The sequence below is a fragment of the Diaphorobacter sp. JS3051 genome, assembly GCF_015832135.1.
GTDB classification, from domain to species: Bacteria; Pseudomonadota; Gammaproteobacteria; order Burkholderiales; family Burkholderiaceae_C; genus Diaphorobacter; species Diaphorobacter nitroreducens.
The window spans coordinates 2,905,178-2,925,244 of record NZ_CP065406.1; the positions used below are offsets into that span (position 1 = coordinate 2,905,178).

General features: G+C 62.7%; 25 protein-coding genes, 1 tRNA gene and 2 pseudogenes. 20 read left to right on the forward strand and 8 right to left on the reverse strand.

The window, feature by feature from the left end; genetic code table 11:
• Window positions 1-172: 172 nt before the first annotated feature.
• Entirely contained in the window at window positions 173-1,105 is a 933-nt protein-coding gene (gene argC, locus I3K84_RS13865) for an N-acetyl-gamma-glutamyl-phosphate reductase (protein ID WP_196994782.1), read from the reverse strand.
• Window positions 1,106-1,280: 175 nt separating this feature from the next.
• On the opposite strand from argC, the gene sucC reads away from it, so the two are divergent.
• The 12 genes and pseudogenes from sucC (at window position 1,281) to I3K84_RS13920 (ending at window position 9,640) form a co-directional block, all read left to right on the forward strand.
• Window positions 1,281-2,441: an ADP-forming succinate--CoA ligase subunit beta gene (sucC, locus tag I3K84_RS13870; RefSeq protein WP_011807128.1), complete on the forward strand. Its 1,161-nt coding sequence runs from the start codon at window positions 1,281-1,283 to the stop codon at window positions 2,439-2,441.
• A gap of 19 nt (window positions 2,442-2,460) precedes the next feature.
• Window positions 2,461-3,354 carry a succinate--CoA ligase subunit alpha gene (sucD, locus tag I3K84_RS13875; RefSeq protein WP_196994783.1) on the forward strand — a complete coding sequence of 298 codons (894 nt, stop codon included), beginning with the start codon at window positions 2,461-2,463 and terminating at the stop codon, window positions 3,352-3,354.
• A 155-nt stretch (window positions 3,355-3,509) separates the two neighbouring features.
• Window positions 3,510-4,193 (forward strand): TerC family protein, encoded by a 684-nt coding sequence (locus tag I3K84_RS13880; protein ID WP_196994784.1) that lies wholly within the window; start codon window positions 3,510-3,512, stop codon window positions 4,191-4,193.
• A gap of 282 nt (window positions 4,194-4,475) precedes the next feature.
• On the forward strand, window positions 4,476-5,291 hold the full coding sequence (locus tag I3K84_RS13885) for a Stp1/IreP family PP2C-type Ser/Thr phosphatase (RefSeq protein ID WP_088888075.1): 816 nt from the start codon (window positions 4,476-4,478) through the stop codon (window positions 5,289-5,291).
• 104 nt (window positions 5,292-5,395) lie between these two features.
• Window positions 5,396-6,031, forward strand: a complete 636-nt coding sequence (locus tag I3K84_RS13890) for an FHA domain-containing protein (RefSeq protein WP_196994785.1) — start codon at window positions 5,396-5,398, stop codon at window positions 6,029-6,031.
• 343 nt (window positions 6,032-6,374) lie between these two features.
• Window positions 6,375-6,530 (forward strand): annotated as a pseudogene (locus I3K84_RS13895) (prepilin-type N-terminal cleavage/methylation domain-containing protein); the annotation flags it as partial.
• A gap of 65 nt (window positions 6,531-6,595) precedes the next feature.
• A complete protein-coding gene (locus tag I3K84_RS13900; protein WP_011806097.1) occupies window positions 6,596-7,558 on the forward strand; it encodes an IS5 family transposase in 963 nt (320 codons plus the stop codon).
• Window positions 7,555-7,683: a hypothetical protein gene (locus I3K84_RS22450; protein WP_255352815.1), complete on the forward strand. Its 129-nt coding sequence runs from the start codon at window positions 7,555-7,557 to the stop codon at window positions 7,681-7,683. The genes I3K84_RS13900 and I3K84_RS22450 overlap by 4 nt, the downstream gene beginning before the upstream one ends.
• 78 nt (window positions 7,684-7,761) lie before the next feature.
• On the forward strand, window positions 7,762-8,142 hold the full coding sequence (locus tag I3K84_RS22545; RefSeq protein ID WP_196994786.1) for a pilin: 381 nt from the start codon (window positions 7,762-7,764) through the stop codon (window positions 8,140-8,142).
• A gap of 121 nt (window positions 8,143-8,263) precedes the next feature.
• The gene (locus I3K84_RS22495; RefSeq protein WP_304511169.1) at window positions 8,264-8,608 is read left to right on the forward strand and encodes a prepilin-type N-terminal cleavage/methylation domain-containing protein; all 345 of its coding nucleotides are present in this window, start codon (window positions 8,264-8,266) and stop codon (window positions 8,606-8,608) included.
• A gap of 71 nt (window positions 8,609-8,679) precedes the next feature.
• The gene (locus tag I3K84_RS22550; protein ID WP_370567830.1) at window positions 8,680-8,829 is read left to right on the forward strand and encodes a hypothetical protein; all 150 of its coding nucleotides are present in this window, start codon (window positions 8,680-8,682) and stop codon (window positions 8,827-8,829) included.
• A 19-nt stretch (window positions 8,830-8,848) separates the two neighbouring features.
• On the forward strand, window positions 8,849-9,640 hold the full coding sequence (locus I3K84_RS13920) for a pilus assembly protein (protein WP_196994788.1): 792 nt from the start codon (window positions 8,849-8,851) through the stop codon (window positions 9,638-9,640).
• 171 nt (window positions 9,641-9,811) lie between these two features.
• Here I3K84_RS13920 and moaC (I3K84_RS13925) read toward each other — a convergent pair whose 3' ends face one another.
• Window positions 9,812-10,297: a cyclic pyranopterin monophosphate synthase MoaC gene (gene moaC / locus I3K84_RS13925; RefSeq protein ID WP_196994789.1), complete on the reverse strand. Its 486-nt coding sequence runs from the start codon at window positions 10,295-10,297 to the stop codon at window positions 9,812-9,814.
• 159 nt (window positions 10,298-10,456) lie between these two features.
• Between moaC (I3K84_RS13925) and I3K84_RS13930 the strand changes: the two are divergent.
• From I3K84_RS13930 to I3K84_RS13945, 4 genes and pseudogenes are all read left to right on the forward strand, one after another.
• Window positions 10,457-10,693, forward strand: a pseudogene (locus I3K84_RS13930) (peptidase M48); the annotation flags it as partial.
• A gap of 260 nt (window positions 10,694-10,953) precedes the next feature.
• The gene (locus I3K84_RS13935) at window positions 10,954-11,403 is read left to right on the forward strand and encodes an HI0074 family nucleotidyltransferase substrate-binding subunit (protein ID WP_011807119.1); all 450 of its coding nucleotides are present in this window, start codon (window positions 10,954-10,956) and stop codon (window positions 11,401-11,403) included.
• Window positions 11,400-11,711, forward strand: coding sequence for a nucleotidyltransferase family protein (locus tag I3K84_RS13940; protein ID WP_011807118.1), 312 nt, complete (start codon window positions 11,400-11,402; stop codon window positions 11,709-11,711). Before I3K84_RS13935 ends, I3K84_RS13940 begins: the two co-directional genes overlap by 4 nt.
• Before the next feature lie 59 nt (window positions 11,712-11,770).
• Window positions 11,771-11,847, forward strand: a tRNA-Arg gene (locus I3K84_RS13945).
• A gap of 25 nt (window positions 11,848-11,872) precedes the next feature.
• Here the strand turns inward: I3K84_RS13945 and moaC (I3K84_RS13950) are convergent.
• The gene (moaC, locus tag I3K84_RS13950; protein WP_196994790.1) at window positions 11,873-12,358 is read right to left on the reverse strand and encodes a cyclic pyranopterin monophosphate synthase MoaC; all 486 of its coding nucleotides are present in this window, start codon (window positions 12,356-12,358) and stop codon (window positions 11,873-11,875) included.
• 177 nt (window positions 12,359-12,535) lie between these two features.
• Here moaC (I3K84_RS13950) and I3K84_RS13955 point away from each other — a divergent pair, with 177 nt between their 5' ends.
• Complete coding sequence (locus I3K84_RS13955; protein WP_231403333.1) at window positions 12,536-14,035, forward strand: M48 family metalloprotease; 1,500 nt, start codon at window positions 12,536-12,538, stop codon at window positions 14,033-14,035.
• Here the strand turns inward: I3K84_RS13955 and I3K84_RS13960 are convergent.
• The 3 genes from I3K84_RS13960 to I3K84_RS13970 form a co-directional block, all read right to left on the reverse strand.
• Window positions 14,003-14,359: a phage holin family protein gene (locus I3K84_RS13960; protein WP_041836445.1), complete on the reverse strand. Its 357-nt coding sequence runs from the start codon at window positions 14,357-14,359 to the stop codon at window positions 14,003-14,005. The two genes, I3K84_RS13955 and I3K84_RS13960, sit on opposite strands and share 33 nt — an antisense overlap.
• A gap of 143 nt (window positions 14,360-14,502) precedes the next feature.
• Entirely contained in the window at window positions 14,503-14,976 is a 474-nt protein-coding gene (locus I3K84_RS13965; RefSeq protein WP_196994792.1) for a hypothetical protein, read from the reverse strand.
• A gap of 48 nt (window positions 14,977-15,024) precedes the next feature.
• Window positions 15,025-15,756: a TerC family protein gene (locus tag I3K84_RS13970; RefSeq protein ID WP_011807113.1), complete on the reverse strand. Its 732-nt coding sequence runs from the start codon at window positions 15,754-15,756 to the stop codon at window positions 15,025-15,027.
• A 522-nt stretch (window positions 15,757-16,278) separates the two neighbouring features.
• Between I3K84_RS13970 and I3K84_RS13975 the strand changes: the two genes are divergently transcribed.
• A complete protein-coding gene (locus I3K84_RS13975) occupies window positions 16,279-16,722 on the forward strand; it encodes a DUF3717 domain-containing protein (protein WP_011807112.1) in 444 nt (147 codons plus the stop codon).
• A gap of 40 nt (window positions 16,723-16,762) precedes the next feature.
• Window positions 16,763-17,068, forward strand: coding sequence for a putative signal transducing protein (locus I3K84_RS13980; RefSeq protein WP_011807111.1), 306 nt, complete (start codon window positions 16,763-16,765; stop codon window positions 17,066-17,068).
• Window positions 17,069-17,141: 73 nt separating this feature from the next.
• Here I3K84_RS13980 and I3K84_RS13985 read toward each other — a convergent pair whose 3' ends face one another.
• Both I3K84_RS13985 and purB read right to left on the reverse strand, forming a co-directional pair.
• Window positions 17,142-17,702 carry a YaeQ family protein gene (locus tag I3K84_RS13985; RefSeq protein WP_011807110.1) on the reverse strand — a complete coding sequence of 187 codons (561 nt, stop codon included), beginning with the start codon at window positions 17,700-17,702 and terminating at the stop codon, window positions 17,142-17,144.
• A 76-nt stretch (window positions 17,703-17,778) separates the two neighbouring features.
• Window positions 17,779-19,158, reverse strand: a complete 1,380-nt coding sequence (gene purB, locus I3K84_RS13990) for an adenylosuccinate lyase (RefSeq protein ID WP_011807109.1) — start codon at window positions 19,156-19,158, stop codon at window positions 17,779-17,781.
• Between the two features lie 117 nt (window positions 19,159-19,275).
• On the opposite strand from purB, the gene I3K84_RS13995 reads away from it, so the two are divergent.
• The gene (locus I3K84_RS13995) at window positions 19,276-19,890 is read left to right on the forward strand and encodes a glutathione S-transferase family protein (RefSeq protein WP_011807108.1); all 615 of its coding nucleotides are present in this window, start codon (window positions 19,276-19,278) and stop codon (window positions 19,888-19,890) included.
• Window positions 19,891-20,067 lie beyond the last annotated feature (177 nt).

The following is a 20,067-nucleotide window of genomic DNA, read 5'->3' on the forward strand; positions in this document are numbered from 1 at the left end:
CGGGGAAGGGGCTTGCCGCGTGGCCTTGACCGCTCGGCAGATCAGCCGGCGCGCTACGGGCACGTGTTTGCTATATAAAAATGAGCTACTCGCGCTTATCGTACATCCATTTCAAAGGATTTTTCCGTTGAAACCCGGATGGAATAAGCGCAGGCAGCTATGTTTTTTGATGTTATAGCCCGAGCATCAACCGCAGGTTCTGCACCGCGGCGCCGCTCGCGCCCTTGCCCAGGTTGTCCAGGCGCGCCACCAGCACGGCGTGGCGGTAGCTCTCATTGGCGAACACGCGCAGTTCCAACTGGTTGGTGTCGTTGAGCGCGAGGGCATCGAGTTTGCCGTCCTCGGTGGGCGGCAGCACCTTCACCCACTGCTCGGGCGTATTGCTCTTGGCGTAATGGGCCGCCAGTGCGTCGTGCAGGTCCGCCGCCTTCGGCTGGCCGGGCAGCAGATCCAGATGCAGCGGCAGTTGCACCAGCATGCCCTGGCGGAAGTTGCCCACCGAGGGGATGAAGATCGGGCGGCGCGTGAGCCCGGTGTACTTCAGGATCTCCGGCAGGTGCTTGTGCGACAGGCCCAGCGCATACAGCTCAAAGGGCGCCGCATGGCCTTGCTCGTAGGCCTCGATCATCGTACGGCCGCCGCCGGAGTAGCCGCTCACCGACGGCAGTGCCAACGGGTGGTCGGCAGGCACCAGGCCGGCGTCGACCAGCGGGCGCAGCAGGGCGATGGCGCCGGTGGCATAGCAGCCGGGGTTGGATACGCGCGTGGCGTTGCGCACGGCCTCCAACTGGCCGGGCGCCAGTTCGGGAAAGCCGAACACCCAGCCCGGCGCCGTGCGGTGGGCGGTAGAGGCATCAATGATCTTGATGGCGCGGCCGGTCTCGGCAGTGATGGCGTCCACCAGCGCGACCGTCTCGCGCGCCGCGTCGTCGTGCAGGCACAGCACGGCCAGGTCCACACCGGCGATCAGTGCGCGCTTGGCGGCGGCGTCCTTGCGCAGTTCGGGGGCGATGCTGACCAACTCCACCTGGGGCATGGCCTGCAGGCGCTCACGAATCTGCAGGCCGGTGGTGCCTGCCTCGCCATCAATAAAGACCTTGGACATCAGTAGCTCCTGCAAGGGCCGGCCCAGGGAGGGGGCCGGGGGCGTAAGTTATATCCACATCAATGGTGCGTCGCAGCATGATACATTTACCGGCTGCCATTCCCGAGCATGCGGCTGTATTTCCGCTCTTCGGCAGAACGGGTACAAACACCATCCTTCCCCTGAGAGAGACCTCATGAAGATTCACGAATACCAAGGCAAGGAAATCTTGCGCAGTTTCGGCGTGCCCGTCCCGCGTGGCATCCCCGCTTTCACGGTGCAAGAAGCCGTGGAAGCCGCACAAAAGCTCGGCGGCCCCGTGTGGGTCGTGAAGGCCCAGATCCACGCCGGTGGCCGTGGCAAGGGCGGTGGCGTGAAGGTGGCCAAGACCATTGATGACGTGAAGGCACGCGCCAGCGAGATCCTGGGCATGCAGCTGGTCACGCACCAGACCGGCCCTGAAGGGCAGAAGGTGCGCCGCCTGTACATTGAAGATGGCGCCGACATCAAGAACGAACTGTATGTGTCTCTGGTGACCGACCGCGGCACGCAGAAAGTGGCGCTGATCGCTTCCAGCGAAGGCGGCATGGACATCGAGGAAGTGGCCCACTCCACACCCGAGAAGATCATCACCGAGATGATCGACCCTCTGACCGGCATCACGCCCGAGCAATCCAAGAAGGTGGCCGCAGCCATCGGCCTGACGGGCGCTTCGGTGGACCAGGCGGTGGACCTGTTCGCCAAGCTCTACAAGTGCTACATGGACACCGACGCGTCCCTGGTCGAGATCAACCCGCTGAATTGCGACTCCAAGGGCAACCTGATGGCCCTGGACGCGAAGTTCAACTTCGACGCCAACGCGCTGTTCCGCCACCCGGAAATCGTGGCCCTGCGCGACCTGGACGAGGAAGATCCGGCGGAAGTCGAGGCCTCCAAGTTCGACCTGGCCTACATCTCCCTGGACGGCAACATCGGCTGCCTGGTGAACGGCGCGGGCCTGGCCATGGCCACCATGGACACCATCAAGCTGTTTGGCGGTGAGCCGGCCAACTTCCTGGACGTGGGTGGCGGCGCCACCCCCGAGAAGGTCACCGAAGCCTTCAAGATCATGCTCAAGAACCCCAAGGTCAAGGGCATTCTGGTCAACATCTTCGGCGGCATCATGAAGTGCGACACCATCGCCACCGGCGTGATCACCGCCTGCAAGGCCGTGAACCTGCAGGTGCCGCTGGTCGTGCGCATGAAGGGCACGAACGAAGAGCTGGGCAAGAAGATGCTGGCCGAATCCGGCCTGCCCATCATCAGCGCCGACACCATGGCGGAAGCCGCCACGAAGATTGTCGAAGCCGTCCGTTAAGCAGGCCCGGAGATAAAACATGTCGATCTACATCAACAAAGACACCAAGGTCATCACCCAGGGCATCACCGGCAGGACCGGTCAGTTCCACACGGAAAAGTGCCAGGAATACGCCAACGGCAAGAACTGCTTCGTGGCGGGTGTGAACCCCAAGAAGGCCGGCGAGAAGATTTTTGACATTCCAATCTTTGGGTCGGTCAAGGACGCCGCCAAGGAAACCGGTGCTACCGTCTCCGTGATCTACGTGCCGCCCGCAGGCGCGGCCGCCGCCATCTGGGAAGCCGTCGAGGCCGACCTGGACCTGGCGATCTGCATCACCGAAGGCATTCCCGTGCGCGACATGCTTGAAGTGCGCAACAAGATGAAGGCCAAGGAAGCCGCTGGCGGCAAGCGCACGCTGCTGCTGGGCCCCAACTGCCCTGGCCTGATCACGCCTGACGAAATCAAGATCGGCATCATGCCCGGCCACATTCACAAGAAGGGCCGCGTGGGCGTGGTGTCGCGCTCCGGTACGCTGACCTATGAAGCCGTGGCACAGCTCACCGAGCTGGGCATCGGCCAGTCGTCCGCCGTCGGCATCGGCGGCGACCCGATCAACGGCCTCAAGCACATCGACGTGATGAAGGCTTTCAACGACGATCCTGACACCGACGCCGTGATCATGATCGGCGAGATCGGCGGCCCCGACGAGGCAGAAGCTGCCCGCTGGTGCAAGGCCAATATGAAGAAGCCCATCGTGGGCTTCATCGCAGGCGTGACCGCTCCTCCGGGCAAGCGCATGGGCCATGCGGGTGCGCTGATCTCCGGCGGCGCCGATACGGCGGACGCCAAGCTGGCCATCATGGAAGAGTGCGGTTTCACCATTACCCGCAATCCTTCCGAGATGGGTCGCCTGCTCAAGGGCCTGCTGTAATCCGCGAGCCTGGCGCGGTGTAGCGCGCCAGGTTACGCAAAACTACGCACGCGCGAGAGGGTCTACCCTCTCTACACTGACAGCTCCAACACAAAAGAAACGCCAGCTTGGTTGACCCAGGCTGGCGTTTTCGATTCATAACACTGGAGCCATCAATGGAGTACTTGAGCAATGCCGATTTCTGGATCGGCCTGGTGAAGATCGTCTGGATCAACATCATTTTGTCGGGCGACAACGCTGTCGTCATCGCCTTGGCGGCGCGTTCGCTGCCTGCGCAGCAGCAGAAGAAGGCCGTCATGTTCGGCTCCGGCGCGGCGGTGGTGTTGCGCATCGTATTGACGGTAGTGGCGGCCAAGCTGCTGGAGCTGTCCTTCCTGCAGATCGTCGGGGGCTGTCTGCTGCTGTGGATTGGTTATCAACTTCTCACGGATGAGGAGGAAGATGACGGCGCATCCAAATCCACAGGAGGCATGTTCGCGGCCATCCGCACCATCCTGATTGCCGACCTGGTGATGAGCCTGGACAACGTCATTGCCGTCGCCGCGACCGCCCAGGGGAACATGGTGCTGCTCGTCCTGGGGTTGGCCATCAGCATACCGCTGGTGATCTTCGGATCCACCCTGATGATCAAGCTCATGGAACGCTTTCCCGTCATCGTCACGCTGGGGGCCGCGTTGATCGGTTGGGTGGGAGGCGAGACCATCGTCAACGACAACTTGCTTCACGATTACGCGATGGGTCACCCGTGGCTCCACTACGTAGCCGCCATAGCGGGCGCCGTGCTGGTGGTGATGGTGGGCAAGCTGATGCAATCCCGCGGCGAACCTCGGCAGGCCTAAGAAGTCTGGCGCGCGTTAGTGCGACGGGAATATGCCGCTACCTGACGGACATGTCCATGAAGTAGCAAAAATGGCAGCCAAGAAGGGCTGCGTAGGGCCTCTTTTGCAACACACGTCAACGGGCCTGGCTTGCACGCGTTCAACATCATGACGGACCTGTCGCCCCGTGCGCCTCGACTATGATGCGCAGTCCCGCAATGCCGGTTGTGAGGGATATGCAGCGATGCCATCCTCAACCGCATGTAAAGCGCCTTCGCGTGAGGCGTATCGCGGGAGCCTCTTATGAAACCTCTGCCGATGCTGAGCTACGAATTCTGCGCGTTGACGGACACGGGGCGGGTGCGCTCCAACAACGAAGACGCTGTGGCCATCCATGAGACGGCGCAGATGGTCATCCTGGCCGACGGCATGGGGGGCTACAACGCGGGCGAGGTGGCTGCCGGGATGGCGATCACCTACATCGGCACCGAGATGGTCCGCTGGCTGCAAGGCGACGGCTCCGCGGCATCGCCTTCGGATGTACGGCATGCACTAGAGGCCTGTGTGGACAACGCGAACCACGCGATCCTCGGGGCCTCGATGTCCAACCCGCAGTACCTGGGAATGGGTACCACGCTGGTCGTCGGCGTGTTCCGTGACGACCGGCTCATTCTCGGCCACATCGGTGATTCGCGCTGCTACCGGTGGCGCGAGGGCCTCTTGCGGCAGATCACGCGCGACCACTCGTGGTTGCAGGAGCAGATCGACCTGGGACTGCTCACGCCGGCACAAGCAGCCGTTTCGGGGCAGCGCAACCTGGTGACACGGGCGCTGGGGGTGGATGTGTCCGTGCACATAGAAATCAACGAATTTCCTGTCGAGCCCGGTGACTTGTTCATTCTTTGCTCCGACGGCCTGACGGATATGTTGAGTGACGAAGATTTGGCCGAACTGGCGCGGATGCCGATTGCGCTACAAGATAAAGCGGCGCGCATGGTGGCCATGGCCAACGCCATGGGAGGGCGGGACAACATCAGCGTAGTGCTGGCGCAAACGCAACTCGCTCAGGACGCCAAAAAACGCGGCGGCCTCATGGCGCGCCTGCTGCGCACCTCGTGACCCTTCCGCCAAGCTCAGTCCGACCGCCAGGGCTTCAATTGCCTGTGCCCGGAAATTGCTACTTCCCTCTACTAGCTCAGTTGTTTGGATAAGGAAAAGTGATCATGCCCAGAATGGTCGTGTCGATCGATGGAGTTGTCATCAAGGAAGTTACCTTCACCAAGGAACGCACAACGGTAGGCCGCCGCCCCTACAACGACGTGGTCATCGATAACCTTGCAGTCAGTGGTGAACATGCGGTCTTCCTCATGAATGGGGATGATGTGGAAGTGGAGGACCTGGGTAGCACCAACGGTACGTATGTCAACGGCAAGGCTATCAAGCGGCAGCCGCTGCGCAACGGCGACACGGTGGAATTGGGGAAGTACAAAATCCGCTTCCTGCACGAAGAGCCTGGTCATGACTATGAGAAGACGATGGTCTTCAAGCCCGGCATGTTGCCGCCGCTGGGCAAGCCTGCGGCCCCTGCGCCAGTCGTGCTGAGCGCCGCCGTACGGGTGATGAACGGCCCCGCCGCCGGCCGTGAGGTGGCTCTGACAAAAGTGGTTACCACCATTGGCAAGCCTGGCGTGGCCGTGGCATCCATCACCAAGCGGCACAGCGGCTTCGTGCTGGCTCATGTGGAGGGGGGGGACTTTCCGTTGCTGAACGGGGCGCGCATTGGAGTGGACCCCATAACTCTCAAGAATGGTGACCGCATCGCTCTGGCCAGCACTGAGATGGAGTTTGTGCAGGGCTAGAGCGTGCAGAGGGCAACGCTAGTGTGGCGATCATTAGCGCTTCGCTTTTAAAAGCCGTTAGCGCCTGATGGGAGAAGGGGTGCTGCCGCGGGTCGCAGAATGCCGCGCTGCTTCTAACAAACCGAATTGCGTAGTTCTCCACGTAGAACACCTTGGGGTGACAAATGTGTCGACGTGTGACCGATTGGTTAGACTTTTCCTTTGCGGGGTTTGGGAAACGGGTGAAAAATGTCGCGCGCTGCAACGTTTGGTTGCATTCTGATGTTGGCACAGAAGCTGCTCAAGTTTTCTCAACCCGCAGGATTCCTCTGCGGGGGCTATTACCTAATTCCGAGGAGGATTTATGAAGCGTACCCTGCAACAAGGTTTCACCCTGATCGAATTGATGATCGTGGTGGCGATCATCGGTATTTTGGCTGCCGTGGCTTTGCCTGCTTACCAAGACTACAGCATTCGGGCCAAAGTATCGGAAGGTATTATCGCTGCCTCTTCCGCTAAGGAAATCCTGCAAAACCCCGAACGCAGTCTGCTAGAAGCCAGGAAGTCATGGCATCCTCCCCGCCCATGAAGCAAAGCAGCCTTGACCTGAAACTGAGCACCAAAAAGACCCGCAAGCAAGAACTGCTGATCCAGATGGATTTGGTGGTTCCCTGGGCTGCTCTGGTCGAACTCATTGCGCCCTATTACCCCGAAGGCAAGAACGGCCGCCCACCCTTTGCCCTGGAGACCATGCTGCGCATCCACTGCATGCAGCAGTGGTTCACCCTGTCAGATCTGGCGATGGAAGAGGCCTTCTTTGACACCCCGATCTACCGGGAGTTTGCAAGTCTTGATGCCCATGGGAGGGTGCCTGACGAGAGCACCATCCTGAGGTTTCGTCATCGGCTGGAGAAACACAAGCTGGCCGAGCAGATTCTGGCCACTGTCAACGAGCTTCTGGCAGCCCAGGGCTTGCTGCTCAAGGCAGGCACTGCGGTCGATGCCACACTGATCGCAGCGCCTAGCTCTACCAAGAACAAGGACAGAAAGCGCGATCCAGAGATGCATTCGAGCCAAAAGGGCAACGAATGGCACTTTGGCATGAAGGCCCATATCGGCGTGGATGCGGACTCGGGACTCGTGCATACCGTCATAGGCACCTCGGGTAACGTGGCCGACGTTGTAGAGGGCAACAGCTTGCTGCACGGGCAGGAGACAGACGGGTTTGGTGATGCGGGCTACCAAGGTATCGACAAGCGCCCGGATGCCAAGGAGGCAGTGCGGTGGCACATCGCGATGCGCCCAGGCAAACGCAGAGCGCTGGACAAAGAGAACAACCCCGTTGACGCGCTGATAGACCAAGTGGAGAAGATCAAGGCGAGCATCCGTGCCAAGGTGGAGCATCCCTTCAGGGTGATCAAACGACAGTTTGGATACACCAAGGTGCGCTACCGGGGATTGAAGAAGAACACGTTGCAGCTCAAGACGCTGTTTGCGCTGTCCAATCTTTGGATGGTGCGCCATCAATTGCTGGAGGCGCAGGGATGAGTGCCCCTGAAATCAGGCAAATGGCCGCAAAGGCGGTGCAGATGGCCCGCAAGGGCGTGGAAAGTGGTGCGAAGACCCAGGCTAAACGCCATCCATCGCACTATCTGAAACCGGTGACCTTGTAGCACTTACGCATTCGAGTTATTCAGGGCATCCCTAAAGCGGTACTGAGCGAGGCGTTTCAAACTGGCGGCATTGGTGCTATGACTGCTGCAGGCACTGGTATCAATACGACCCCGACGGTACAGAAAGCATCAAAATACGTGCGTAATTTCTGTGTCGATGCCACGCCTGGTGATGCAGCTTGTGCGGCACTTGCGGATGATCATACGGGCCCATGGCAAATCAATGTAGCGATTGCAGCTACTGCTGCGAATGGCATTCCGACTGGACTGCACGGTCACATCATTTCTTTCGTCCCTGCAGTGCAAGGCGTGACGCCAACGGCAGCGTCGAGTGGCGCTATTGACTGGGCATGTGGCAGTTCAACCACGACGACAGCTAAAGCTCGATTCCCGAGTTTGACCGTCACGGTGCCGGCCACTGCATTGCAGGCTAAATACGCACCGGCAGAGTGCCGTTAAGTAATTCATGCTAAGCCTTGCAGATCAGTAGGGCTTGACATGAGCTATGTAAGAGGGTGCCCCGCGGCACCCTCTTTTTTTCCCTACTTTTGGCGCTCCGTGTTTGGGATGAGGCTACCCTATGGCCGTACGCTCCATTAAAGGCTTTACTTTGATCGAACTGATGATTGTCGTGGCCATCATCGGCGTTTTGGCCGCCATAGCCATACCTGCATACCAAGACTACGCCATTCGTGCAAAATTTGCGGAGGCATTGGTGGCCGGATCTGTGGCCAAGAATCATCTCGCTGAAGGGTATACGCAGAACCGTGCTGCAGGGTTGGATGCTGCCGCTACGGCTATAAATCTCAGTCCTGTGTTGGGTAAACAGTCAAAATACGTAGCTAATATCTGCGTGGGCGTCGCCGGAGCAGTTGGCGCTGCTTGTACGCCCTATGCCTCTGACGGGGTTGGCCTATCTTCGTAACGGTGGCGGCCAACTCTGGCAATGGCATCCCCTCGGGGCGCAATGGGTTAACTTTCACCTTATCCCCTAATGTGAACAATGCTGCGCCTACTGCCGCCTCCAATGAGTCTATCGATTGGGCCTGCGCGGGGAATACGTCAATAACTGCTACAACGCGCGGCATGACCAATGTGACGCTAGGCACCCTACCGGCCAAATACCTGCCCGCTGAGTGCCGCTGACAGATTCTCCCATTTCATTATGTCGTTCTCTCTGCGTATTCGAGCTGCCGCCAAGGCTGCATTGTTTCATTTCCTGGCCTCGATATTCGTGGCCGCGTTTGCAGCCGTACTCGTTTTTCTTGTTTGGTATCCCCACCCGTACGGCCTGCTCTCAGGAGGGCTTACTCTGTTCCTCATTTTGGTGAGCGTCGATGTGGTCTGCGGTCCCATGCTGACACTGGTGTTGTTCAATCCCAGAAAACCGCGCCGGGAATTGCTGACCGACATGTCGCTGGTGGTCTTCATTCAACTGGCAGCGTTGACCTATGGCGTCTATATAGTCCACCAGGCGCGCCCATTATTTCTGGTACACGAGGTGGATCGTTTCCGCGTCATTACATCAGGTGACTACGGCGACGCGGATGTACACCAAGCCATTGACCAGCTTGATGCGTCATTACGTCCGCATTGGCTAAAGGGGCCCGTGACGGTCGGTATCCGGGATCCCAGAGATGCGCAAGAACGCCAAGATGTGATGCTTGAATCGACGTTCGGTGGGCGGGATTACTCACAGCGACCCAACTTCTACGTACCCTACGACACAGCATACCAAGCCAAGGCCTTGGCGCGCGCCAAACCGTTGAAAGCGTTTATTGTCAACTATCCAGCCACTGAGGATGATGCCAAGCACTTGCTGAGCCAGCATGGACTGACAGTGGACAAAGCATTATTTTTACCCGTATTGCACAAGCAGGAATGGGTGGCGGTGTTGGACAAATCCGCGCACGTTTTGGGTTTTTTGCCAGGAGATGGCTTCGAGGTGCACGAGTAAAGATTTTTTGCCACAAAGTGGACGACACGCACTTAGCGGAAACTGCGTCGTCACCGAGGCCAGAAAGCGAACCCACCAGCTTGGCTCTGGTGAGCTAGGGTACGGAGTTAAATCCGAATAGCAAGTGGGCGGCCGGTAGGCAATTGACGATGGGGCGGGTTTTGATTTATCTCACTTCACAAAGCTTCCCGATTTCCCGCCGTGCTTCTCTAGCACCCTCACCCCCGTCATCACCATCCGCTTGTCCGCCGCCTTGCACATGTCATAAACGGTGAGCAGTGCCACCTGCACGGCGGTCAGAGCCTCCATCTCCACGCCCGTAGGCCCCACCGTTTCCACGGTAGCCGTGCATTGCACAGCGTTGTCGGAAGGCAGCAGTTCGAACTCCACGGCCACGCGGGTGAGGGCCAAGGGGTGGCATAGCGGGATCAGCTCGCTGGTCTTCTTGGCGGCCATGATGCCGGCGATGCGCGCTACGCCGAGCACGTCGCCCTTTTTGGCGGTGCCCGACTCGACCAGCGCGAGTGTGGCGGGCTGCATCTCGATGCGGCCCGTGGCAATGGCCACGCGGTGCGTGGCCGGTTTGGCGCCGACGTCCACCATGTGGGCTTGGCCTTGGGCGTCGAAGTGGGTGAGGGGGGAGGGGGACGTTGTCATAAGGCGGGTTTACAACCGGGTGCGAAACATTCCAATGGCCGGGGCATCATACGGCCATGTGCAGATGGCCGCGATTGATGGCCGGCCCGTTCGCGCGGGTGGAGGAGTTGTGTGCAAGGTTCTCTACAAAATTGGCTCCCAGCGCCCAGCTGGAAAGCGCTGACAGCTTCTTTTTTTATAGCATTTGGCTCCCTGCAAGCACCGGCTGTGGTGGCACAGCCATCGCTGCCCACACTGGGAGACGGCCTGGAGATGACGACCAGCGCCGAGCGCAAGCTGGGCGACCGCATCATCCGCGAGCTGTACCGCGACCCGGATTACATCGATGACGCGGTGCTGAACGAGTATGTGCAGGGCCTATTCCAGCCACTGGTGCAGGCCGTTTTTTGCCGGGGGATGGATTTGAGGTGCAGAATTGAACGATCAGCGCATCGCCGCTCATGCGCGCATTAGAGGGCGAGTGTGTGCCTGACGCGGCGGGCAGTTTTCTTCGAGAGACGAAGGGTCATGGGTCCATTACAGGACGGGTGGCGGCCGCATTGGCCCATCGCTCCGGCGCGGCTTCGACGACTTTGCCCACATCACGCAGATGCGTTGGGGGCAAAGTTCCAGCAGTCCATTTGCCGTGCCTCCTATTCCGCTGCCACAATGCGGCCATGCCTGTTTCATCGACTCCCAGCATTGACCTGACAGCCCTGCGCAAGTCGTATGCGCAAATGGCGGAGGCTTTGCAGCTTTGGCAGGATCAGCCGGAGGGCTCGGTATTCAAGCCGCATTTGCGCTCGGCGGTGATCCAGTCCTTCGAGTACACCTACGAGATCGCACTGCGCATGCTGCGGCGTGTGCTGGTTGAGCGGTCTCTGGCTGCCGATCTGGTTCAGGATTTGTCTTTCAATGACCTTGTGAGGTTGGGGGCGGATGCCGGGCTGTTGCAAGACCCGCAGGCTTGGCGCCGCTGGCGTGCCATGCGCAATGCCACCAGCCACACCTACGATGAGGCCAAGGCGGCGCAAGTGGCGGCTGCCATTGGTGCGTTCAGCCACGATGCCCTGGCGTTGCTGCAAGCGCTGGAGCGGGCTGTCGCACGCGAGCAGGCAGACTCATGAGCACCGGCCCTGTTGCCTCCCTTGCGCTCAGCCCAGCCCAGCGCAGCGAAATCCGCCGCATCGTAGATGCGGCGGTGCCTGGGGCACGGGTCTGGGTGTTTGGATCGCGCGCGGCGGGTAGGGCTCGCCCTTTCTCGGACGTGGATTTGTTGCTGCAGACCCGGCAGCCGCTGGCCTGGGATGAATGGGCGGCACTGGAGGATGCGTTCGAGCAAAGCGATTTGCCCTTCAGGGTGGATGTGGTGGAGCGGCGGGGTTTGCCGCCTGATTTCCTGCAGCGGGTGGAGCGCGAGAAGGTTCTTCTTTGAGCCCGTCAAGCGCCAGTCCGAGGGGGTTTCCTCGTATGATCCGCCCTTTCCTGCGCATGCTGCCCGTAGCTCAACCGGATAGAGCAATTGCCTTCTAAGCAATAGGTCGGGGGTTCGAGTCCCTCCGGGCAGGCCATCTCACGGCATAGGGTGTGGCTCCCTCAGGCCACAAAGCTTCCCGACTTGCCGCCATACTTTTCCAGCACCTGCACGCCGGTCATCACCATGCGCTTGTCCGCCGCCTTGCACATGTCGTAGATGGTGAGCAGCGCCACCTGCACGGCGGTCAGCGCTTCCATTTCCACGCCAGTGGGCCCTACGGTTTCCACGGTGGCGGTGCATTGCACGGCGTTTTCCGCATGCAGCAACTCGAAATCCACCGCCACACGGGTCAGGGCCAGGGGGTGGCACAGAGGAATCAGCTCACTCGTTTTCTTCGCGGCCATGATGCCGGTGATGCGCGCTACGCCGAGCACGTCGCCCTTCTTGGCGGTGCCCGACTCGATCAGTGCCAGTGTGGCGGGCTGCATCTCGATGCGGCCCGTGGCAATGGCCACGCGGTGCGTGGCCGGTTTGGCGCCGACGTCCACCATGTGGGCTTGGCCTTGGGCGTCGAAGTGGGTGAGGGGAGAGGTAGGCGTTGTCATAAGGGGGGGTTACAACCGAGTGCGAAACATTCCAATGGCCGGGGCATCATACGGCCATGTGTAGATGGCCGCGATTGACGGTCAGCCCGTTCGCGCGGGCGGAGGAGTTTTGTGCAAGGTTCTATGCAAAATGTGCTCCAAGCGCCCAGTTGGAAAGCGCTGGCAGCTTCTTTTTTAATGGCATTTGGCTCTCTGCAAGCGCCGGCCGTGGTAGCTCAGCCATCGCTGCCGACGCTGGGAGATGGCTTGGAGATGACGACCAGCGCCGAGCGCAAGCTGGGCGACCGCATCATCCGCGAGCTGTACCGCGACCCGGATTACATCGATGACGCGGTGCTGAATGAGTATGTGCAGGGACTGTTCCAGCCACTGGTACAGGCTGCCAAGGCGCGGGGGGAATTGTCGCCCGAACTCGAGGAACGCTTTGCCTGGGAGATCTTGCTGGGCCGCGACCGTACGGTGAACGCATTTGCCCTGCCGGGCGGCTACTTCGGCGTGCACCTCGGGCTGATCGGCGTGGTGAGTACGCGCGACGAGCTCGCGTCGGTCCTGGCGCACGAACTCAGCCATGTCACTCAGCGCCATATTTCACGCCTGATCGCGCAGCAGGGGCGGCAGACGCCGCTGATGCTGGGTGCGCTGATCCTCGGCGCGCTGGCTGCGAGCCGCAGCCCCGATGCGGCCCAGGCCCTGATGGTGGGTGGGCAGGCGCTGGCCGTGCAGAGCCAGCTGAACTTCTCGCGCGACATGGAGCGCGAGGCCGACCGTGTGGGCTACGGCCTGATGGCGCCTGCCGGCTTTGCGCCGCAGGGCTTCGTGGGCATGTTCGACAAGCTGCAGCAGGCCAACCGCATCAACGACAACGGCAGTTGGCCCTACCTGCGCAGCCACCCCTTGACCACGCAGCGCATTGCGGACATGCACAGCCGCATTCCGCCGGGTGCGGCACAGCCCGCGCGGGCTACGCTGGAGCACCTGATGATGGCTGCGCGCGCGCGCGTGCTGATGCGCCCCGGTGTCGACGCTTGGCGACAGTGGGTTGCCGAGCCGCAGGACGCCGGCTTTGCCGCACGGCCCGCACCGCAGCGGGTAGCGGCCTGGTATACGGCCACCCTCAGCGCGGTGCAGTTGGGCGACATGGCGGCTGCGCGCAAGGCGTTGCGTGCGCTGCAGTCCAGCGCAGGTACCGATGCTGCCGCGTTGCGCCAGGCGCGCCTGCTGGGTGCTGAGTTGGAGCTGGCTGCGGGCGACGCGCCCGCGGCGCTGACGTACCTGCAGGGCAGCGTCGTCACGGAAGGCAGCGGTGTGCCCGGCGCGCCCGCGCCCGCACGGCCCGAGATGCTGCTGCGCACCCAGGCCCTGCTGCGCACGGGCGCGGCGGGCGAGATGACGGGGCCCTTGCAGACCTGGGTGGCCACGCATCCTCGGGACGCGACCGTCTGGCAGGCGCTGGCGCAGGTATGGCAACAGCAGGGGCAGCCCCTGCGCGCCGTGCGCGCCGAGGCCGAGGCACACGCCGCACGCTATGACTACGCGGCTGCGGTGGACCGTTTCAAGGCGGGGCAGGACCTTGCGCGGCGCAGCAGCGCGGCGGGGGACTACATCGAAGCGTCGATCATCGACACGCGGCTGCGTGCGGTGGAGTCACTTCTTAAGGAACAGGCCGCCGAGCGCTGATTCGATCAGCATGCCCAGCAGAGAGTAGATCAGCGAACCGATCAGCGCGGCGGTAAAGCCGTGTACCTGGAAACCGTCGCCCAGCACAGAGGCGGCGGCCCAGAACATGAGCGCGTTGATCACGAAGAGGAACAGCCCGATGGTGACGATGGTCACCGGCAGCGTCAGCACGACGAGGACCGGGCGCAGCACCACGTTGAACAGGCCGATCACAAAGGCCGCGATCAGCGCAGCGCCGAAGCTGCGCACCTCCACGCCGCTGTAGAGGTAGGCCACGCAAAGCAGGGCGGCCGCGCTCAGCAGCCATTTGAGCAGTAGTCGCATGGCGCGCAGCATAGCACCGGGCCGGCGAATGCGCCGCGCCGCATGCGGCATGAGAGCGTGTAAAAAAAAGCCGGCCCATCTGCGCTTGCACGCGATGGGCCGGCTGGGCTGAACCGTGGTTTTGCCGAGTCCTGCCGTGCCGATCAGTCGGCGGCCAGCATGAACAGCAGGCCCAGGCTGGCGAGCGAGCCGGGCACCGTCCAGCGCCGTGGCGGTTTGCGCACGATGACCGGCGCGGCGGCGGGCGCTGCGTCGGTCGGGGTGTTCACCTCCTGTTCCAGCTTGGGGCGACGGGCGTCTACCACCCTGCACGCGCCATGCTCGGACTGCAGCTGCGCCAGCAGCTCGGGCAGCGGCCCCTTGGCCAATACCGTGCTGATGGGCGCACCCTCCGCCCGCAGCCAGGGCTGCAGCTGGGCAAACAGCTTGTCCGCCCATTTGGCGCGCCAGTTCTCGCGTGCGCTATGGCTCACCCATTTGCTGATGCGGTGCGTCATGCGCGGTGCGCAGGCCACCAGCACCCAGTGGATCGTGCCCGCAGTGGCGGGGGCCGTCAGCGGCTCCAGGACTTGCCGCGCGTAGGCTGCGTCGTCCACATACACGATGACCTTGTCCATGGCGGATCTCCTGTCGGGCCTGTGGGTGCGTGTGCAGGAAGGCTTGTTTCAGCCGTGCTGTGCAGGGGCCGTCTTGCCGCGCTGCGCGACGATGGCCTTGCCGACCACCAGCACCAGCAGGGCGCCGGCCACGCTGGCGGCGTACTTCAGAGTGTCGGACTGCTCCAGCTTGAACATCCACTGCCACTTGTCGGGGTTGGCCAGCGCGGGGTCGGAGACCAGCATGCCGCCGGCGATCCAGCCCAGCAGCATGCCGCCGGCGGTGATGATGACCGGGAAGCGCTCCATGAGCTTGATGACCAGTTGGCTGCCCCACACGATGATCGGGATGGAGATCAGCAGGCCCAGCACCACCAGCAGCAGCGAGTGGTCGCCCGCGTTCTGTGCGGCGCCGGCAATGGCGATCACGTTGTCCACGCTCATCACCAGGTCGGCCACGATGATGGTCTTGATGGCGGCCAGCAGCTTGTCGCTCTCGGCCACGCTGCCGTGGCCGTCCTCGTCGGGGGCCAGCAGCTTCACGCCGATCCACACCAGCAGGATGGCGCCCACCACTTTCAGGAAGGGCAGGTTCAGCAGCGTCATCGCGAAGGCGATCAGGACCACGCGCAGGATGATGGCGCCCGCCGTGCCCCAGATGATGCCCTTGGTGCGCTGCGCGGGCGGCAGCTTGCGGCAGGCCAGGGCGATCACCACGGCGTTGTCACCACCGAGCAGGATGTCGATGATGATGATCTGCCCCAGTGCAACCCAGAACTCGGGTGAAGTCAGAAATTCCATAAAGTCCTCGTTATCAGTAACCGAAAGGAGGCCCGCAGCCACTGTAGGTGGCGGTGGGCGGCTCCGCAAGAGAGACACTGCACGGTGACCAGGGACTCGTCCACCCGCGTGGGTTGCGACGCGCGAAGAGGTAAGGACGGCCTTGATCAGCCCCGCAGGGCCATCAAAGGTCTTGCTCAGCCGCGTGCGATGCGTGGCGCATGCCGGGCCCGGGCTGCCGGAAGCGGTGCGCTTCGTACTGACGACAGACCGAGAGCCTCCGCACCCCGGGGCCGATGGCCGTCAGGACTTGGAGGTCAGGAGCTACTCCCCTTCGAACCTGCGATTGGAACATGGCACGAGGGCGGCGCGCAAGCGGCAGGCGTTTTTTGCGCAAGGCGGTTTGAAGAAAATGTTGCCAGACGCGCGACGGAATATGTCTGCCATGCTATTTAAAACATAGCGAATGGCCCTGGCGGCCCCGCCGCCATGCGCATGGAACACACCGGGACGGGCGGTATCATCGGCGCGCCCTTACCCGCCATGTCCTGCATCCACGTCGCCGATATCGAAGCCGCCATCAATCATTGGCGCGCCCGCGCCCCATCGCCCGATGGCGTGGGACTGGCGCCGGAAATCGAGGCGCTGGCCGAGGTGTATGGCCGCATGGTGTTTGCGCGGGCCGAGGACGTGGCGCCGCAGCAGATGCCCGCTGCGGCGCTGGCGGCGTGGCTGGCCTGGTACGAGACCACACCCGACACACCGTGCATCGCCATCTGCTCCACCAGCCAGGGGGATGAATGGTGCAAGGGCTGCGGGCGCAGCTTTGCCGAGGTGCAGCACTGGTTGGCGATGAGCCCGATGGACAAGCGCGCCGTGTGGCGGCGCATCACCCGCGAGGGCACGGCGCTGCGCTTCACGCGCTATGCCGAACGTGCGGCCGAGCGCCCCGCCGATTGCGCCCGCGGCGCTCCCGGCGCTGGTTGACCGGCTTTACGGCGGGGCGCGCGCCGGCTAAGGTGGCCGCATGCTGCGTTTGACCCAGGCCCCCGATATCGCCATGGCCACGCTGTGGCGCGACCTGCTGTGCGAGGCCGGCATGCCCGCCAGCGTGCAGCGCCAGCATCTGGGCGCGGCGGCGGGCCACCTGCCGCCAGGGGAGTGCCTGCCCGAGATCTGGCTGACGTACCCCGAACATGCAGAACGCGCCCGTGCGCTGTTGCGGGAGTTCCAGCATCTGCCGCAGCGCCAGTGGCGCTGCCACGCGTGCGGTGAGGCGATCGAGGGCGGCTTCGAGCAGTGCTGGAATTGCGGCGCCTTGATGCCGCAGTAGATTGCTATTTATTCAGGAGCTGCTGGCGCTTGTTGGTCGGGCGCTAGAGGTGTTTTTTGCTCAAAACGCCACGTTACTTCCAGCGCAGCGGTTCCACATGCACGCTGCCCAGGGTGCTGCTCAGCGTGAGGCCGCCTTCCTGCACCGTCGCCTGCAGCTGCATGCTGCGCTCGGCCAGTGTCGCCAGTTGCTGGGCGGCGTCGGCGGGCAGGCGCCAGACCTGCAGCTTGTCCAGCCGCGTGAGCTTGTTCTCGATGCCCTTCCACCACACCTCGGCTGCGTGGTGAAAACAATAAACGATGACCGCATCGGATTTGCTGCAGGCCTTGGTCAGCGGCTTGTCCTCGGGCTGCCCGACCTCGATCCACAACCGCTTGCGACCCGTGAAGTCGGTCAGCGAAACGTCCGGGTCCTCCGGATCCGACAGGCCCGCGCCGAACGCCAGCGTGCCATCGCCCTGGCAGGTGTCCTGCAGTTCATGGGCCTGCAGCGCCAAGGCGGCCAGCCGCACCATCATGCGCTCGTCGGTTTCGCTGGGGTGGCGCGCCAGGGTGAGTGCATGGTCGGCGTAGTAGCCGTGGTCGATGTCCGCGATTTGGAGGTTCGCCTTGAAGATGGTGGACTTGAGGGCCATGGGATGCTTTCAAAATGAGAGCTGCCCGCGCTTGGCTGGCAAGCGCGGGCAGGCAAAAAGGCTCAAACCGGCTGGATCAGACGCGGCGCGCCAGCTCGGCCGCCTTGCCGGTGTAGCTGCCCGGCGTCATGGCCAGCAGGCGGTCCTTGTCGGCTTGGGGGATCTCCAGGCCGTTGATCAGCGCGTGCAGCGCCTCGGCCGTCACGGTCTTGCCGCGCGTGACTTCCTTGAGCTTCTCGTACGCGCCCTGCACGCCGTAGCGGCGCATCACGGTCTGGATGGGCTCGGCCAGCACTTCCCAGCTGGTGTTGAGGTCGTCGGCCAGGGCTTCTTCGTTCAGCTCCAGCTTGTTCAGGCCGGTCATCAGCGAGGTGTAGGCCAGCGCGGCGTAGCCCAGCGCCACGCCGATGTTGCGCAGCACGGTGCTGTCGGTGAGGTCGCGCTGCCAGCGGCTGATGGGCAGCTTTTCGGACAGGTGCCTGAGCAGCGCATTGGCCAGGCCCAGGTTGCCCTCGGCGTTCTCGAAGTCGATGGGATTGACTTTGTGGGGCATGGTGGACGAGCCGATCTCGCCCGCCTTGAGCTTTTGCTTGAAGTAGCCCAGGCTCACGTAGCCCCAGATGTCGCGCGAGAGGTCCACCAGGATGGTGTTGGCGCGGGCGATGGCGTCGAACAGCTCGGCCATGTAGTCGTGCGGCTCGATCTGGATGCTGTAGGGCTGGAAGGTGAGGCCCAGGCCCAGCGGCTCGGGCGTCTCCACGACCTTGCGGCTGAAGGCTTCCCAGTCGAAGTCGGGCCAGGCCGACAGGTGGGCGTTGTAGTTGCCCACGGCGCCGTTCATCTTGCCCAGGATCTTCACGGCCGCGATGCGCTCGCAGGCCGCCTGCAGGCGCACGACCACGTTGGCCAGCTCCTTGCCCACCGTGGTGGGGCTGGCGGTCTGGCCATGGGTGCGGCTGAGCATGGGCACGTCGGCAAACTGGTGGGCCATCTCGCGCAGCTTGAGCACGATGCGGTCCAGGCCCGGCAGGATGACCTGGTCGCGGCCCGAGCGGATCTGCAGCGCATGGCTGGTGTTGTTGATGTCCTCGCTGGTGCAGGCGAAGTGCACGAACTCGGCAGCCTTCTCCAGTTCGGGGCGGGCCTCGAACTTGGACTTGATCCAGTATTCGACCGCCTTCACGTCGTGGTTGGTGGTCTTCTCGATGTCCTTGATGGCGCTCGCGTCGGCCTCGGAGAAGTTCTTCACCAGGCCCAGCAGGTAGGCGCGCGCGCCGGTGGACAGCGGCTTGAACTCCGCGAATCCCGCGTCCGACAGCGCGATGAACCAGGCCACTTCCACCTGCACGCGGCGGTGCATGTAGCCGTGCTCGCTCATGATGGGACGCAGGGCGGAGAGTTTGGCGGCGTAGCGGCCGTCAAGGGGCGACAGGGCGGTGATGGTGGACAGGCTCATGGGCCGTCATTGTAGGTGGGCGCCTGGAATGCTGAAGGGCTGCGGCCGGCCGGCGCGCCCGCCCCTAGAATCGCGCTCACCCGACCAACCCCATTCCCCCAGGCGCTGCACACCACCATGAAACTGATCGGATCAAATACGAGCCCCTACGTGCGCAAGGTGCGCGTGGTGCTGGCCGAGAAAAAGCTGGATTACCAGTTCGTCGAGGAGAACGTGTGGGCCGACGACACGGCCATCAGCGCGTCCAACCCGCTGGGCAAGGTGCCCTGCCTGATCATGGAGGGCGGTGAGGCGGTGTTCGATTCGCGCGTGATCGTGGAGTACCTGGACACGCTGTCCCCCGTGGGCAAGCTCATTCCCGCCCTGGGGCGCGAGCGCGCCGAGGTCAAGACCTGGGAGGCGCTGGCCGACGGCCTGCTGGACGCCGCCATCCTCGCGCGCCTGGAGGCCACCTGGGCCGGCCGTCAGGACGGCGAGCGCAGCCAGGCGTGGATCGACCGGCAGCTCGCCAAGGCGCGCGCCAGCCTGCAGTCCATGAGCAAGGGGCTGGGCGACAAGCCTTATTGCAGCGGCATCCACCTTACGCTGTCGGACATTGCCGTCGGCAGCGCGCTCGGGTGGCTGGAGTTCCGGTTTCCTGACATCGCCTGGCGCACGGACCACCCCAACCTGGCCCGCCTGATGGACAAGCTGATGCAGCGCCAGAGTTTCATCGACACCCAGCCGCGCTGAACCGCCGACCCACTGGACCTAAAGAAAAAGCGCGCCTTCCGTGAGGAAGTGCGCGCTTTTTGCTGCGGAATAAAAAAAGTTGCGAAGCGCCCCGAAACGAATGAAGAGAGGGAGGGAGGAGAAGCGCCCCAGGGTTGCAGCCAGGCCGGGCCTGGAAGGCTTCGCAACGTTAAAAAC

Coding starts and splice junctions, on each gene's coding strand:
- argC (WP_196994782.1), bottom strand. CDS start 1,105: ATGTCCAAGGTCTTTATTGATGGCGAGGCAGGCACCACCGGCCTGCAG.
- sucC (WP_011807128.1), top strand. CDS start 1,281: ATGAAGATTCACGAATACCAAGGCAAGGAAATCTTGCGCAGTTTCGGC.
- sucD (WP_196994783.1), top strand. CDS start 2,461: ATGTCGATCTACATCAACAAAGACACCAAGGTCATCACCCAGGGCATC.
- I3K84_RS13880 (WP_196994784.1), top strand. CDS start 3,510: ATGGAGTACTTGAGCAATGCCGATTTCTGGATCGGCCTGGTGAAGATC.
- I3K84_RS13885 (WP_088888075.1), top strand. CDS start 4,476: ATGAAACCTCTGCCGATGCTGAGCTACGAATTCTGCGCGTTGACGGAC.
- I3K84_RS13890 (WP_196994785.1), top strand. CDS start 5,396: ATGCCCAGAATGGTCGTGTCGATCGATGGAGTTGTCATCAAGGAAGTT.
- I3K84_RS13900 (WP_011806097.1), top strand. CDS start 6,596: ATGAAGCAAAGCAGCCTTGACCTGAAACTGAGCACCAAAAAGACCCGC.
- I3K84_RS22450 (WP_255352815.1), top strand. CDS start 7,555: ATGAGTGCCCCTGAAATCAGGCAAATGGCCGCAAAGGCGGTGCAGATG.
- I3K84_RS22545 (WP_196994786.1), top strand. CDS start 7,762: ATGACTGCTGCAGGCACTGGTATCAATACGACCCCGACGGTACAGAAA.
- I3K84_RS22495 (WP_304511169.1), top strand. CDS start 8,264: ATGGCCGTACGCTCCATTAAAGGCTTTACTTTGATCGAACTGATGATT.
- I3K84_RS13920 (WP_196994788.1), top strand. CDS start 8,849: ATGTCGTTCTCTCTGCGTATTCGAGCTGCCGCCAAGGCTGCATTGTTT.
- moaC (WP_196994789.1), bottom strand. CDS start 10,297: ATGACAACGTCCCCCTCCCCCCTCACCCACTTCGACGCCCAAGGCCAA.
- I3K84_RS13935 (WP_011807119.1), top strand. CDS start 10,954: ATGCCTGTTTCATCGACTCCCAGCATTGACCTGACAGCCCTGCGCAAG.
- I3K84_RS13940 (WP_011807118.1), top strand. CDS start 11,400: ATGAGCACCGGCCCTGTTGCCTCCCTTGCGCTCAGCCCAGCCCAGCGC.
- moaC (WP_196994790.1), bottom strand. CDS start 12,358: ATGACAACGCCTACCTCTCCCCTCACCCACTTCGACGCCCAAGGCCAA.
- I3K84_RS13955 (WP_231403333.1), top strand. CDS start 12,536: ATGGCATTTGGCTCTCTGCAAGCGCCGGCCGTGGTAGCTCAGCCATCG.
- I3K84_RS13960 (WP_041836445.1), bottom strand. CDS start 14,359: ATGCGACTACTGCTCAAATGGCTGCTGAGCGCGGCCGCCCTGCTTTGC.
- I3K84_RS13965 (WP_196994792.1), bottom strand. CDS start 14,976: ATGGACAAGGTCATCGTGTATGTGGACGACGCAGCCTACGCGCGGCAA.
- I3K84_RS13970 (WP_011807113.1), bottom strand. CDS start 15,756: ATGGAATTTCTGACTTCACCCGAGTTCTGGGTTGCACTGGGGCAGATC.
- I3K84_RS13975 (WP_011807112.1), top strand. CDS start 16,279: ATGTCCTGCATCCACGTCGCCGATATCGAAGCCGCCATCAATCATTGG.
- I3K84_RS13980 (WP_011807111.1), top strand. CDS start 16,763: ATGCTGCGTTTGACCCAGGCCCCCGATATCGCCATGGCCACGCTGTGG.
- I3K84_RS13985 (WP_011807110.1), bottom strand. CDS start 17,702: ATGGCCCTCAAGTCCACCATCTTCAAGGCGAACCTCCAAATCGCGGAC.
- purB (WP_011807109.1), bottom strand. CDS start 19,158: ATGAGCCTGTCCACCATCACCGCCCTGTCGCCCCTTGACGGCCGCTAC.
- I3K84_RS13995 (WP_011807108.1), top strand. CDS start 19,276: ATGAAACTGATCGGATCAAATACGAGCCCCTACGTGCGCAAGGTGCGC.